This window comes from Bradyrhizobium sp. ORS 278, from assembly GCF_000026145.1.
In the GTDB taxonomy this organism is placed as follows: Bacteria; Pseudomonadota; Alphaproteobacteria; order Rhizobiales; family Xanthobacteraceae; genus Bradyrhizobium.
Genome location: NC_009445.1, coordinates 3,490,129 through 3,503,988, shown reverse-complemented (window position 1 = coordinate 3,503,988; position 13,860 = coordinate 3,490,129). Strand labels below are relative to the sequence as shown.

The 13,860-nt window shown below is 65.1% G+C and carries 13 protein-coding genes; 7 read left to right on the top strand and 6 right to left on the bottom strand.

All coding sequences use genetic code 11. The features are described 5' to 3' along the window. The first annotated feature begins 2 nt into the window (after positions 1–2). The 3 genes from rpsR (at position 3) to rplI (ending at position 1,979) form a co-directional block, all read left to right on the top strand. Entirely contained in the window at positions 3–242 is a 240-nt protein-coding gene (gene rpsR, locus BRADO_RS15490; RefSeq protein WP_008963441.1) for a 30S ribosomal protein S18, read from the top strand. Between the two features lie 147 nt (positions 243–389). Beyond that, positions 390–1,337, top strand: coding sequence for a hypothetical protein (locus BRADO_RS15485; protein WP_011926259.1), 948 nt, complete (start codon positions 390–392; stop codon positions 1,335–1,337). Positions 1,338–1,388: 51 nt separating this feature from the next. Beyond that, entirely contained in the window at positions 1,389–1,979 is a 591-nt protein-coding gene (rplI, locus tag BRADO_RS15480; RefSeq protein ID WP_011926258.1) for a 50S ribosomal protein L9, read from the top strand. 61 nt (positions 1,980–2,040) lie between these two features. On the opposite strand, the gene BRADO_RS15475 is transcribed toward rplI, so the two are convergent. Beyond that, positions 2,041–2,802, bottom strand: coding sequence for a hypothetical protein (locus tag BRADO_RS15475; protein ID WP_011926257.1), 762 nt, complete (start codon positions 2,800–2,802; stop codon positions 2,041–2,043). A 413-nt stretch (positions 2,803–3,215) separates the two neighbouring features. Between BRADO_RS15475 and BRADO_RS15470 the strand changes: the two genes are divergently transcribed. The 3 genes from BRADO_RS15470 (at position 3,216) to alr (ending at position 7,990) form a co-directional block, all read left to right on the top strand. Next, positions 3,216–4,466: a cyclopropane-fatty-acyl-phospholipid synthase family protein gene (locus BRADO_RS15470; RefSeq protein ID WP_041756560.1), complete on the top strand. Its 1,251-nt coding sequence runs from the start codon at positions 3,216–3,218 to the stop codon at positions 4,464–4,466. 788 nt (positions 4,467–5,254) lie between these two features. Continuing rightward, the gene (locus BRADO_RS15465; protein ID WP_041756558.1) at positions 5,255–6,763 is read left to right on the top strand and encodes a replicative DNA helicase; all 1,509 of its coding nucleotides are present in this window, start codon (positions 5,255–5,257) and stop codon (positions 6,761–6,763) included. A 45-nt stretch (positions 6,764–6,808) separates the two neighbouring features. After that, positions 6,809–7,990 carry an alanine racemase gene (gene alr, locus BRADO_RS15460; RefSeq protein ID WP_011926253.1) on the top strand — a complete coding sequence of 394 codons (1,182 nt, stop codon included), beginning with the start codon at positions 6,809–6,811 and terminating at the stop codon, positions 7,988–7,990. Positions 7,991–8,993: 1,003 nt separating this feature from the next. On the opposite strand, the gene BRADO_RS15455 is transcribed toward alr, so the two are convergent. After that, positions 8,994–9,197 (bottom strand): hypothetical protein, encoded by a 204-nt coding sequence (locus BRADO_RS15455; protein WP_011926252.1) that lies wholly within the window; start codon positions 9,195–9,197, stop codon positions 8,994–8,996. 6 nt (positions 9,198–9,203) lie between these two features. Between BRADO_RS15455 and BRADO_RS35015 the strand changes: the two genes are divergently transcribed. Beyond that, on the top strand, positions 9,204–9,698 hold the full coding sequence (locus tag BRADO_RS35015; RefSeq protein ID WP_157872568.1) for a hypothetical protein: 495 nt from the start codon (positions 9,204–9,206) through the stop codon (positions 9,696–9,698). A gap of 68 nt (positions 9,699–9,766) precedes the next feature. Here the strand turns inward: BRADO_RS35015 and BRADO_RS15450 are convergent, their stop codons facing one another. The 4 genes from BRADO_RS15450 to thrS form a co-directional block, all read right to left on the bottom strand. Beyond that, complete coding sequence (locus tag BRADO_RS15450) at positions 9,767–10,750, bottom strand: hypothetical protein (protein ID WP_011926251.1); 984 nt, start codon at positions 10,748–10,750, stop codon at positions 9,767–9,769. A 396-nt stretch (positions 10,751–11,146) separates the two neighbouring features. Then, on the bottom strand, positions 11,147–11,707 hold the full coding sequence (locus BRADO_RS15445) for a GNAT family N-acetyltransferase (RefSeq protein ID WP_011926250.1): 561 nt from the start codon (positions 11,705–11,707) through the stop codon (positions 11,147–11,149). Between the two features lie 77 nt (positions 11,708–11,784). Further along, a complete protein-coding gene (locus BRADO_RS15440) occupies positions 11,785–12,276 on the bottom strand; it encodes a hypothetical protein (protein ID WP_011926249.1) in 492 nt (163 codons plus the stop codon). A 95-nt stretch (positions 12,277–12,371) separates the two neighbouring features. Beyond that, complete coding sequence (gene thrS / locus BRADO_RS15435; RefSeq protein ID WP_011926248.1) at positions 12,372–13,601, bottom strand: threonine--tRNA ligase; 1,230 nt, start codon at positions 13,599–13,601, stop codon at positions 12,372–12,374. Positions 13,602–13,860: the final 259 nt, after the last annotated feature.

The following is a 13,860-nucleotide window of genomic DNA, read 5'->3' as shown; positions in this document are numbered from 1 at the left end:
CAATGGCTGAAGCCCCCGCACGTCGCCCGTTCTTCCGCCGCCGCAAGACCTGCCCGTTCTCGGGCCCGAACGCGCCGAAGATCGACTACAAGGATTCGAAGCTGCTCATGCGCTACGTCTCCGAGCGCGGCAAGATCGTGCCGAGCCGCATTACGGCGGTGTCCGCCAAGAAGCAGCGCGAGCTGGCCCGCGCCATCAAGCGCGCCCGCTTCCTCGGCCTGCTGCCCTACGTCATCCGCTAAGCGTGGACCTCTGACCGGCGGCCTCGCGCCGCCGGTTCTGTTTCTCGAACTCTCATTTCTCGATTTCTCATAAGGCTTCCGGGTCGTCCGGTCGCCGATGGTTGGGGCCTTCCGGCCTCTAACCGCTCGAAGGGAGCGGGACAGCTGATGATCGCACCGATCCTCATCGCGCTGGCGGCAGGCGCTGCCTCCGCCGTCATGTTCGCCTCGATCGTCTCGGGCGTGCTGTTCTCGCTCGTGCTGGCGCTGCTCGCCCCCGTTCCTCTGATGGTCGCCGGCATCGCATGGGGTCGCCTGAGCGCCGCCATCGGCGGTGTGGTGGCTACGGTTTGCGTGATCGCGGCGTTGGGCTTCGATCGCGGCGAGATGTTCGCCCTCTATGTTGCGCTTCCGGCGGGGTGGCTTAGCCATTTGGTGCTTCTGGGCCGCCCGGTTGCCGATCCCGCCGGCCAAGACGTGATGGAGTGGTATCCGACGGGCAACATCCTGCTCTGGATCGCGGTGCTCGCGACGCTGATTGTCGCCTTTGTCCTCGGCACCGACATGTTGCCCTTGAAAGAGAGTATGCAGCAGCTGTTGCCGCGCGCGCTCGCCCAGGCGGGTGCACCTGATGGCGTCGATATCCAGAGGCTGATCGAGCTGGCGGTGTTCATGACGCCGCTGATGATCACGATGGCCATGACCATTGCGCTGACCTTCAACTTGGCGATTGCCGGTTGGATCACTTTCATTTCGGGCCGGCTGATGCGCCCGTGGCCACGTCTGAGAGACGCTAAACTGCCGCTGATGACGATTCCGGCTCTGCTCGCGATCATCGGCGTCTGCTTCATGAGCGAGCCGGTCGGTCTGATGGCCAGAATCATGGCCGCCGCGCTGCTGTCTGCCTACGCGCTCACGGGCTATGCCGTGCTCCATACGCTGACATTGTTGATGCGAACCCGCCCGCTTTGGCTCGGCCTCGCCTACGCGCCGCTGCTGACCTTCATCTGGCCGCTGCCGATGCTGGCGATGACCGCCCTCGGCCTCGCCGACGCCGCCTTCGACCTCCGTCACCGCTTCGGCCCCAGGCGGCCGCCGCCGTTGCCGGTGCCTTAAAAGTTTCAACCTCACACCAACCGCTTCCGAACATCTTGAAGGAGAACATCGATGGAAGTCATTCTGCTGGAACGTGTCGCCAAGCTCGGCCAGATGGGCGAGATCGTAAAGGTCAAGGACGGGTTCGCCCGCAACTTCCTGCTCAAGCGCAAGAAGGCGTTGCGCGCGACCGCCGAGAACAAGGCGAAATATGAGGGCATGAAGGCCGAGCTCGAGGCCAACAACATCAAGGCCAAGGGCGAGGCGGCCAAGGTCGCCGAGAAGATCGACGGCCGCGACATCGTCGTCATCCGCCAAGCCTCCGAATCCGGCCAGCTGTTCGGCTCGGTCTCGGTCCGCGACATCGTCGACGCGCTCGCCGCCGACGGCATCACCGTCAGCCGGCCGCAGGTCTGGCTGGACGCGCCGATCAAGACCATCGGCCAGCAGAAGGTCACCATCGCGATCCACCCGGAGGTCGAGACCTCCGTGACGGTGACGGTGGCCCGCAGCGCCGACGAGGCCGAGCGCATCAAGCGCGGCGAGGACATCTCGACCCGCCAGGAGGACCGCGACGCGGCCGCCGAGGCCATTGCCGCCGCCGGCGAGTTCTTCGATCCGGAAGCCCAGGAAGAGGCCGCGGGCGAGCCTGCCGCTCAGTAAGCCCAACCGCATCGCTCCATAAACACGAAGCCCGGCTCATCGAGCCGGGCTTTTTGCTGCCTCACTGGGTCGTCGCCGGAGCCGGCGTTACCGGAGGCACCGGATCCGCCCGCAGCGCCGGGGCCGCCTCGCTCGATTTCGGCGTCTCCACCTTCGGCGGCGCGGATTGCGCGGCACTGTCGCTTCGCGATGGCGATCGCGTGGTGGCACCCGTCGATTCGCTGCGTGGCTCGTCGGTGGCCGCCGCACCCTCCAGGGCCGGCTTCTTGCGCTTGCCATGCTTGCCCTTCTTGACGGCCGCGCTGCCATCGCCATCGGCCGGCTCGGCGGCCGACGGCTTGGCCTCCGCTCCCGCCTCGGGTTTTGCCTCGGCAGGCTCGGACCGCTTGGAGTGACGGCCGCGACGGCGCGGCTCGGTCTGCCCGGCGCCTTCCGCCTCAGGCTTAACCTCGCTAGGCTTGGCTTCGCTGGCCGCGGTCGCGGCGCGTGTCCGGCGCTCGGATCGCGTCTCCTTGCTCCCATCCTTGCCCGAATGGCCCATGGAGTGGGCATCGGCTGCCCCGTTGGAGATCAGGTAGTTGGCGAGCACGCCGGCCATCTCGGGGCTGGTCGTGTAATGCTGCCGCAGGAAGCCGGGCAGCGATCCCGCCGACACCGTCTTGGCCAGTCCGCGCGGCGACTTGTGGCAGACCACGCATGTCCCATTGTAAATCTGCGCCGGGCTCTTGCCGGCATCGAGATTTTCCTGCGCCACGGCCGCGCCGGCCAAGCCGATGCAGAATGCCACCACCACCGTCGCCAAATTGAGCGCTCGGCCCACCATCCTCATTCTCCAGCTATGGTTTTGCCCACACGGTGCCATCCGCGACGGCCGTTGCCGTGCTTCCCCTCGCCATCAAGCGAGCGCAACGCCAGCACGAGCGGCCGCGCTCTTCGACTGCGATCCTCCGAGACCTGATCCCGCCAGGACCGGCCGGACACCGGCTAAGCACCGGCGGCCGCCGCCTTTTTAGCGGATCGGAGCACGAATGAAAGCGCACAGATGTCCCACCGGCCAGATGTCCATCCTTCGATGTGGATGGCGGATAACGGCTTTGTGTCGACGGGTGTGGCACGACTTATGCCTCCTAACTAACATACGTAAGGTTTGAAGGGGAACCAATCGGTTCTCCACGCGTCGAGTGCGACAGCCGGGCAAGTCAGCATCTCACGGGGGTAGCTCGTTGGGTGATGGGAATGGACCGTTTGCTGCGTAGTCTGTTGAGTCGTTTCATCTGCCGTGGGTCGATCAGCTTCACGACCGCCGACGGTGCCAAGTTCAACTGCGGGGACGGAACCGGTATCCCCGTCGCGGCCCGTTTCATGACCCGGGAGGCCGAGCGCCGCCTCCTGACCAATCCGGAGCTTGCCCTCGGTGAAGCGTATATGGACGGCACATTCGTCCTCGAGCGCGGATCGATTGCCGACCTGCTCTCGATCATCATGAGCCAGCCGGCCGTGATGCCGGACTGGGCCAAGCCGCAATGGTGGCTGCGCTATCTGATCCGGCCGCTGCGCCAGCTCAACATCAAGGCACGCGCGCGCCAAAACGTTGCGCATCACTACGACCTCGACGGGCGGCTCTACTCGCTGTTTCTTGATGCCGACAAGCAATATTCCTGCGCCTATTTCGGCACGCCGGACACATCGCTCGACGACGCTCAGCTCGCCAAGAAGCGGCACCTCGCCGCCAAGCTGCTGATCGATCCGGACGACCGCATCCTGGACATCGGCTGCGGCTGGGGCGGGCTCGGACTTTATCTGGCGGAATTGACCGGCGCCGACGTCACCGGCGTGACCCTGTCGACCGAGCAGCTGCACGTCGCCAACGCGCGCGCGGCGGAGCGAAACCTCTCGGCGTCCGCCCGCTTCTTGCTGCAGGACTATCGCGACGTTCCCGGCACGTTCGACCGCATCGTATCGGTCGGCATGTTCGAACATGTCGGCGTGAGGTTCTACGACACCTTCTTCCGCCACTGCGCAGAGTTGCTCAAGGACGACGGCGTGATGGTGCTGCATTCGATCGGCCGCTCCGAGGGGCCGGATTCGACCAATCCGTGGATCGCCAAATACATCTTTCCCGGCGGCTACATCCCCGCGCTGTCCGAGGTGCTGCCGGCGATCGAGCGCGCCGGGCTGCTGGTCTGCGACATCGAGATCCTGCGTTTGCATTACGCGGAGACGCTGAAGGCGTGGCGCGAGCGCTTCATGGCCCGCCGCGAGGAAGCCGTGCAGCTTTACGACGAGCGCTTCGCGCGGATGTGGGAGTTCTATCTCGCGGCGTCCGAGATGGCCTTCCGCAAGCAGAACATGATGAATTTCCAGATCCAGCTGACCAAGCGCCAAGGTGTCGTGCCCATGACCCGGGACTACATCCACCGCGAGGAAGCGCGCCTGCGCGCGCTGGAACGCGGATATCGTCCTACGCTGCGCATGGCGGGCGAGTAAGCGGCTCGGCACCGCAGCGCCACAGCCGTCGTCCGGGTGAAAGCCGGGACCCATAACCACTGTCGGCTGTTGTGAGGTCCGACTGGATCGGCATCCCGCTCCATCCCATCGTCCGGTGGTTAGGGATTCCGGGTCGGGGCTGCGATGCCACCGGCGCGGCTTCGCAGCTTGCCTGGGATGACGACGGAGTCTGGAGAGGCCATCCCGCGGGTGATGTCGCCCTCTCCCATTCACAATCTCAATTTGAAGATGACTTTGCTTCAAATAACACGCAACGCACGAAACTCGGTTGATCCGTCTCAAACTTTCAAACAATTCGTCCGGTCTGTGAACTGGCTCACAGACCCCGGGGCAGCCCGGCCGTAATGTCCCGGCATGATCGAGAGCCCGACCCGAGCCATGCTGGAACCACGAACCGACTTCAGCACCGACTACGCGCTGATTGCCGCCGGTGTGTGCGCGTCCGTGCTCGCGCTTCTGTATCTGCTGCTGGTCTGAGCGAGTCACCGAAGCTGACGCCAGCAGCCGCCTGGTTACCTGCCCCGGGCGTGATCGCTGCTTCCGCAAAATCCATCTCTGCGTGATGCAGCTCACTCCGTGATTGCACCGGGGTTCCGCTTCCACATGCGCAGCGCTGAGTCCGCCGGTTCCCGTCAAGCGCGGCATCTGGCGAGTCCGGATTCATCCACCAGATTTACCGGACGGTGAATAGCGACCACGTTTCGCTTCCGCTTCGGACGCGACTGGCGCTTTATCCCCTCCCCTGCAAAGCTGCTAAACACGCATCCATGGCATTGACCGATTCGAACGTTCTTAAGCTGGCTCCGACGGACGCCGCAACGCCGGCCTATCGCAGCGCGCCTCACAACATCGAGGCGGAGCAGGGTCTGCTCGGCGCGATCCTCGTCAACAACGACGCGTTCTATCGCGTGTCTGATTTCCTCGAGCCGAAGCATTTCTACGAGCCGCTGCATCAGACGATCTTCGAGACGACGGCGAGCCTCATCCGCATGGGCAAGATCGCCACGCCCGTGACGTTGAAGACGTTCCTGCCCGCGGACGTCGATCTTGGCGGCATGACCGTCGGCCAGTATCTGGCGCGCCTCGCCGCCGAGGCGACGACGATCATCAACGCGCAGGACTATGGCCGCACCATCTACGATCTGTCGTTGCGCCGTGACCTCATCGGCATCGGCGAGGACATGGTCAACGTCGCCTATGACGCGCCGGTCGATTTCGCGCCGCGCAACCAGATCGAGGATGCCGAGCGCAGGCTGTACGAGCTCGCCGAGTCCGGCCGCTACGACGGCGGTTTCCAGAAGTTCTCGCAGGCGCTGACCACCGCGCTCGACATGGCCGCGAAGGCGTTCCAGCGCGACGGCAAGCTGTCGGGCATCTCGACCGGCCTGCGCGATCTCGACGCCAAGATGGGCGGCCTGCAGCACTCCGACCTGATCATCCTCGCCGGCCGTCCCGGCATGGGCAAGACCTCGCTCGCCACCAATATCGCCTACAACGTCGCGCAGGCCTATGTTCCGGAACTGCAGCCCGACGGCACCTACAAGGCGGCGCAGGGCGGCGTGGTCGGGTTCTTCTCGTGCGAAATGAGCGGCGAACAGCTCGCTACCCGCATCATCGCCGAGCGTTCCGGCATTCCCTCGAGCCACATCCGCCGCGGCGGCATCACCGAGGCCGATTTCGAAAAGCTGCGCGAGTGCTCGATCGAGCTGCAATCGCTGCCGTTCTATGTCGACGAAACCGGCGGCATCTCGATCTCGCAGGTGATGGCGCGCGCCCGCCGGCTGAAGCGGCAAAGGGGGCTCGACCTCCTGGTGATCGACTACATCCAGCTGCTCGCCGGCTCCGGCAAGCGTGGCAGCGACAACCGCGTGCAGGAAATCACCGAGATCACCACCAGCCTGAAGGCGCTGGCGAAGGAGCTCAACGTTCCGATCATCGCGCTGTCGCAGCTGTCGCGTCAGGTCGAAAACCGCGACGACAAGCGGCCGCAGCTGTCGGACCTGCGTGAATCCGGCTCGATCGAGCAGGACGCCGACGTCGTGCTGTTCGTGTACCGCGGCGAATACTACCTGGCTGCCAAGGAGCCGCGCCCCGGCACCGAGGAGCACCAGAAGTGGCAGACCGAAATGGAACTGGCGCTGGGCAAGGCCGAAGTGATCATCGGCAAGCAGCGTCACGGTCCGACCGGCACCGTCGAGCTGCACTTCGACGCCTCGGTCACGCGCTTCGGCGACCTCGCCCATGACGGTATGCCGCCGCAGCATCACGACTATTGACCGTGTGCTGTTGAACAGATGCGCCGCGGCGCGTAAAAGCGCCGCATGAGTGTTCCCGAACCGAAACCCGCCGAGCCCTCTGCGTCGGCGGCCGATGCGATCCCCGCCAGCGCGACCGGCGTGCTGACCATCGATCTCGATGCGCTCGCCGCGAACTGGCGCAAGCTGGAAAAGACCGCGGTGCCGGCCGAATGCGCGGGCGTGATCAAGGCCGACGCCTATGGCTGTGGCATTCCGCAGGTAGCGCGCACGCTCGCCGCCGCCGGTTGCAAGACGTTCTTTGTGGCGACGCTCGGTGAGGCCAAGATCGCCCGCAGCGCCCTGCCCGAGCCAGCCGCGCTCTACGTGCTCGACGGCTTCTTCCAGAACACCGGCGATGACTACGCTGCGATCAACTGCCGCCCCGTGATCGGCGATCTCAATGAGCTCGCCGAATGGGACATGTTCTGCCGCCGCACCGGCTGGAAGGGCGGCGCCGCGATCCATGTCGACACCGGCATGAACCGGCTTGGCCTTACGCCGATCGACGCGCAGGGCATGATCCCGCGCATCCAGAGCGGCGACCATGGCATCACCCTGGTGATGAGCCATCTCGCCTCCGCCGAGCAGGTCAACAGCCCGGCGAATGCGCGCCAGCTCGCGACCTTCCGCGAGGTCGCCAGCGTCTTCACCGGCGTGCCGGCGGCGCTCGCCGCCTCCTCCGGCATCTTCCTCGGCGCCTCCTTCCATTTCGACATGGTGCGTCCGGGCGCCGCGCTCTACGGCGTCAACCCGACACCGGAGGCCGACAACCCGATGCAGCCGGTCGCCGAGATCAAGGCCCGCATCGTGCAGCTGCGGGATCTCGCTCGCGGTGATGCCGTCGGCTATGGGGGCACCTGGACCGCGCGTCGACCGACGAAGATCGCCATCCTCTCCGCCGGCTATGCCGACGGCTATTTCCGCGCCGCCTCGTCCAACGACGGCACCCGCGGCGCCGACGTCATCGTCGCCGGCCAGCGCTGCCCCGTCGCGGGCCGGGTGTCGATGGACCTGATCGCCGTCGATGTCACCGACCTGCCGCCGAAGGCCGCGCGCCGCGGCCATTTCGCCACCCTGCTCGGCGAAGGCATCAGTGTCGACGAGCTCGCGCATCATTTCGGCACCATCGGCTACGAAGTCCTGACCAATCTCGGCCGCCGCTACCACCGCATCTACAAGGGCGGCGCGGCGGTTGCGGCGAGCTGATCGCGAGGCGGCGAGCGCCGGATTCGTTGGCACACTCCGTTGTATCTACATCGTCATTGCGAGCGCAGCGAAGCAATCCAGAGTCCCGCACACCACCCTGGATTGCTTCGCTGCGCTCGCAATGACGAGCTGATAGATATCGGCCCCAATTTGCGACGCCGCCCGCAGCCGTAGCCCGGATGAGCGTAGCGACATCCGGGATCTCACGCGCAACATCGGTGACCCCGGATACCGTTGCGCTCATCCAGGCTACGCACTGATCGGGCTGCTCTGCGCCTGCGATCTCGATGATCACCCAACAACCTCCACTGTCATCGCCCGGCTTGACCGGGCGATCCAGTATTCCAGAGCCAGTTGTGAATCCTCGATGGGCCGCGGCGTACTGGATCTCCGCTTTCGCGGGGATGACGACCGTGTGTGAGGTGCGACGATTCCGTCTCATGAGCGGACACAGCTCGTTATCCTCGCGCGCGGTTTGCGCCGAGCTATCCATTCTCGTTGTCACCCTCTCGCAAACGAGGGCGCAGGGAATGCCGGGTGCTGGCCGCAACCCATGGCCCGCCTGCAGAAAAATTAGCAGGCGGCAGTCACCACAGGTCCAGCCGGTCAACCGGCATTCCCTGCACGATGGCTTTACGTCTTATGACGTACTCTCCCCGGGGATCGGCTGTCTTGCCCCCGTAACCTGTGGATCATCGTCACCACCGGCGTAGCATCAGCGTCGAGATGCCAGGACCATACGTTTTCGACGTGCGCCTCGAACCGTTCGTCCGCACGGCCAGGCCATGCTGCGATCCGATGCGCCCACCACATCTCACCCCGCGTGCCGTGACGATCGCGATACGCCCCTCGTGCCGAGGCAGGACAAAGGCAGTGAACCATATTTTTCTGAAAAACGGAAGCTCGATATTTTTCGCCAGCTGACTGGACAGCGTGAGTCGCCTTGAGATTGCAGACAGATTCCCGGCTTCGGCGCATCCGTTAGGGCAAGGCCAGGATCGGACTACGGTTTCTGGTCATGACGGATGTCGTTCGCCCGCTTCATTTCTCGCGCCAGATCGTCAACGACCTGCGCCAGAGAGCGGTCATCATCGGCAGTGAGCGACTTCGTTATCTGCCGTGAGCTCCACAGAATGGCAGCAATGAACATGATGAAGGGAAGCCAGGAGACAATCAGGCTCACGTACCACGGCACTTCATTCGTCATAACAAAATGCTTTCCTGCGATGTCTTCGAGACAGCGCGCCTGGTTCGGATCAGCGGTGCTGACCGACTACAACCTTTTCTCATTTGCACGTTTCAACTCATCCGCCAGATCGCCGACGACCTGCGTCAGCGATCGACCATCGCTGGTTGTCAGAGACCTCTGGATCCGACGGGTGCTCCAAACAACCGCTCAAACGAACGCAATCAATGGCAACCAGGCGATGACAAGACTTACGTACCAAGGCGCATCGTCATTCACACCGACCTCCACGCAATGGCCTCGCGCCGGCGGACCCTGATCAAGGCTATGATGCATTCATTAAGAAGTAGATGGGACGGCAACGACAACCTGCACCATGAGCACCGTCCAGCTGGCATGCTGAAGCTCGGCAAGATCAGGCGCCGCCCAAGCGGTCACCACTGCCTTCATAACGTCATTGCGAGCGAAGCAATCCAGAGTTCCGCACACCCGCCCTGGGTGGCTTCGCTTCGCTCGCAGTGACGGGTGGCGGCTCGGACCTCATGATCATCCTGTGCCGCAAAGCGGAGCGTGATCGCCGCCGAGGCCCGCTACCCCGTCGTCACGATGCGATCCATCTCCTGCAGACGGACGAATGCCGCCCAGGCCTGGCGATATTCGATGTCGATGCAGTCGATGGTCAGCAGTGCGCGGGAGGCGTCCTTGATGTCCTTCGGCGAGGGACGCAGGCGCGGATCGCCGGCGGCCTCGGACTTCTTCCAGCGCTCCTCGACGTCTCGCGCCAATGCCAAAGCTTCGGACGGCGGACGTTTCTCCGCCGGAACCGCCAGCGGATGGCCCTGCGGGAATTTCGGCCAGTTGGGCGGCGGCTGATCGGCGCGCCATTCCGGCGGCTTGCTGGCGGACCCTGCCGACTTGCTGGGGATGCCGCGCTCGCTGACGATGATCTGCCCTGCACTGCTGCCGCCAGCTGACCCCACGGTCTTGCCGGCAAGCGCCGCGATCTGCTGCTCCATCGGCTGGCCACCCCCTCCGCCCGCCCTCGACCCGGCCGCCTCAGCCATCGTCGAGGCCAGCGCCGTCAGCGTCGCCGGATCGCCCTCCGGCATCAGTTGCACGGCCGTCTTCACCACGGCCAGCGCGGCGGGCGAGATCATGAGCTTCTTGTCAGGGTCCTTCTGCGCGACCTTCGGCTCATCCTCGATCACCGGACAAGGCCGGTACGGCGCCTGCTCACGCGTCAGCCGGCCGCCATCGTCGACGCGGACAAAATTCGCCGCCACAGCATAGACAAAGGGGGCATCAGCGACGTTGCCGGTGCGGTCGCGCGCCTTGACGAGGCCGCAGACATATTTCGTCGTGCCCTCGGTCACCGTCCGCATGCCGTCGAACTGCGCCGTGTCCGGCGCGACCAGCACGTTGCGCACCGCCGCGCGCGCTTTCATGTGGTCGGACGACAGCGCGCTCATGACAGGCTTTGCGTCGATAGCCGGCGGCTGGACGTACCATCTGAGCTCCGCGGCCAGGAACACCGCGCCAAATCCGGTCGCGATCAGCAGAGCCGGAATATTCATGACACCACTCCAGGTAGCATATACTAAAAATTGCTTTTCTCTCACCAAACCATTTTGGATAGAAATACCGGACACACCTCGGCGTCGACCGGACGCGGACGTGGCCAGGGCGAGAGACGGGGATGAGCGGTGACATCATACGTCAAGCGGCGCGCGGCCGGTAACGGAATGTTTCTGCGTTTCTGATCAGGGTAAAGCCGGTCTTAACGTGATCGCTTCGACAGCGCGTCGGGCGTGATCGCAACGGCCCTGCCTGCGGTGACGCGAGCGTCACGGTCGAAAGAGGCGTTGACGCGGGAACTCGCCTCCTGAGTGCAGGACGCCATCTTGCAAACATTCGTCACAAGTCCCGGCCCGGCCGGTGTCGCACGCGGCCGTCAGCAGCCGCCGCGCGCCTCACGCGCGTCCGCGCGAATCCGTTGCCAGCAGCGCATAGAGCATGTCGTCGCGCCATTCGCCGTCGACGCGCAGATGATCGCGCAGCCGGCCCTCGCAGCGGAAGCCGAGCTTCTCGGCAAGGCCGCGGGACGGAGCATTGTCGGGATGGATCAACGCCTGAAGGCGGTGCAGGCCGAGCTCGCCGAAGCAGTAGTCGAGCATCGCAGCAACGGCCTCGCCGGCAATGCCCTGACGCTGGCGGGCGGGATCGACGATGTAGCCGATCGCGGCGCGCCGGCTGCGGATGTGGCCGTCGTGATAATTGACCATGCCGATGCAGCGATCGGACGTCGCCTCCGCCACCGCCCAGAACCGATAGTAGGACGGCGTGCAGTCGATGAACCTGCGCACAGCGCGCTCGCTCTCGATGCGCTTGGTGTGCACCGGATGGTTCCAGAACCGCATCGCATCGGGATCGCTGAAGCAGCGATGCATCGCGTCGACATCGTCGGGGCGAAACTGGCGCAGTTGCAACCGCGCAGTCGACAGGATCGGGTGGGGAAGCGGCGGCTTGGCCATGGCGGGACTCGTGCGTCTGCTCGCACGAGCCTAGCCGCAACGATCGCAGGAGCGCCAGGGGGGACGACGTCCGCTCGCTATTTCCCGGTCAGCTTGATCGAGCCCAGGATCTTCGTCACCGCCGCGGCATTGCGCTGGAAACCGTCGGCCGTGCCCCATTGCGCCACCTGAAGACAGCGCTTGCCGGGGAGAGGCGCAACCAGGGCGACGATCTGCCGGGCCTTCTTGTCCTCCGTTGCAGCATATTGCGTCGCCGTGCCCTGCAGGCCGGCAAGCGGCTGCGCGCTTTCCTTTGCGGAGGCGCGATCGATAGTCATACCGTTGCGGGTCAGCATCGCAACCACATCGTCACGCGCGGCAGCGCAATTGTCGCCGTCGAACGTGTAGATCGACATGAAGAACGTATTGCCGGGCGCTGCCGCGTCGACGCCGTCTTCCGAATGATTCGGGCTCCAGCCATCGGGAACGGTGATCGTGAAGGCCGATTTCTCATAGGGTACGCCGAACGTCCCGGCGACGGCCGCGGTGGTGATGGCCATGATGCTCAACGCAGCGATCAGCGTTCTCATAGATCCTCCCTCTTGCTCTTCGGCCGTCGCGGTGAGCGCCCTGCCCCAACGCGCCTGCGGCGCGTCGTATTGGTCGCGCCGCGGCACTGACTGGTTCAGTCAAGATCGGGGCCGCACGCGCGATCGACGCTACCGCGAGGCGGCCGATTCCGCTCGCGCAGCGTGCTGACCGCCCGATCCCACGTGAGCACGGAGGTCGTCCCGTCGCGCTCGCGCAGGCTCACGGTGCCCTGCGCTGCTTCACGAGCCCCGACCACCGCAACGACGGGAATGCTCGCCGCATGCGCCGCGACGATGCGCCGAGACAGCGTCTCGCCATCAGCTGATAGAACGGCGCGCAGCTCGGCGCTGAAGAGAAGTTCGCGGAGCTTCAACGCATCGTCCAGCTGATCCCTCGTGATCGGCACGACCGCGACCTGGTCGGGCGACAGCCAGAACGGCAGCGCGCCGGCGTGGTGCTCGAGCAGCATCGCGATGAAGCGACCGATCGAGCCGAGCACCGCGTGGTGGATCAGGACCGGCGTCGCCCGGGCACCGTGGGCGGCGACATAGGAGGCGCCGAGACGTTCCGGAAGCACGCTGTCGAGCTGAACCGTGCCGCACTGCCAGGAGCGGCCGAGCCGGTCGCGCAGCGCAAACTCCAGCTTCGGTCCGTAGAACGCGCCCTCGCCGGGCTGGATCGCATAGGACAGGCCACAGCTGCGGGCGGCTTCGGCCAGAGCCTGCTCCGCCCAATCCCATGACGCGTCCGATCCGGCGCGCAGTTGCGGTCGCGTCGACAGCGACACCTCCGGCGCGTCGAAGCCGAACGCGGCATAGACCTCCGAGAGCAGCGCGGCGAAGCGGGCGACCTCGCCCGCGACATCGTCGGCGCGGCAGAACACATGCGCATCGTCCTGCTCGAAGCCGCGCGTGCGCATCAGACCGTGCAGCGCGCCAGACGGCTCGTCGCGATGGCAGCTGCCGAACTCGGCGTAGCGCAGCGGCAGCTCGCGCCACGACCTCAAATTCCTGTTGAAGATCTGGACATGGCAGGGACACGACATCGGCTTCAGCGCCATCGCGCGCTCGCCCTCGCCGAGGGCGAACATCTGCGCGCCGAACTTCTCCCAATGCCCGCTTTGCATCCACAAGTCGAGCGGCAGCAGCTGCGGCGTCCTGACCTCGGCATAGCCGAGCCGGCGCATCTTGCCGCGGATAAAGTTTTCGAGCACGCGATAGAGCGCGTGGCCGCGCGGATGCCAGAACACCATTCCCGGCGCATCCTCCTGGATGTGCCAGAGATCGAGACGGGGTCCGAGGCTTCTGTGATCGAGATCGTCCATGACTAGCTTCCTTTGCATGAAGCCGCGCGGACGAGGGTTTGTGCAGACACAGAAAAGGCCCCGTCCGTCGCCGGCGGGGCCTGTTCTGGGAATGCGATCTGCTACCGCATGCGACCAGGAGACGACCCGCCGGAGCTGGTCGTCGCGGTGGTCATAGACATGGAGCGGAGATTGCGCATACGTGCTCATATCGCATCGTCTCTGCCGCTCCGTCAATGGCGGTTACCCTCATTTTAACGGGGCCCTCGCCTGCAGCACG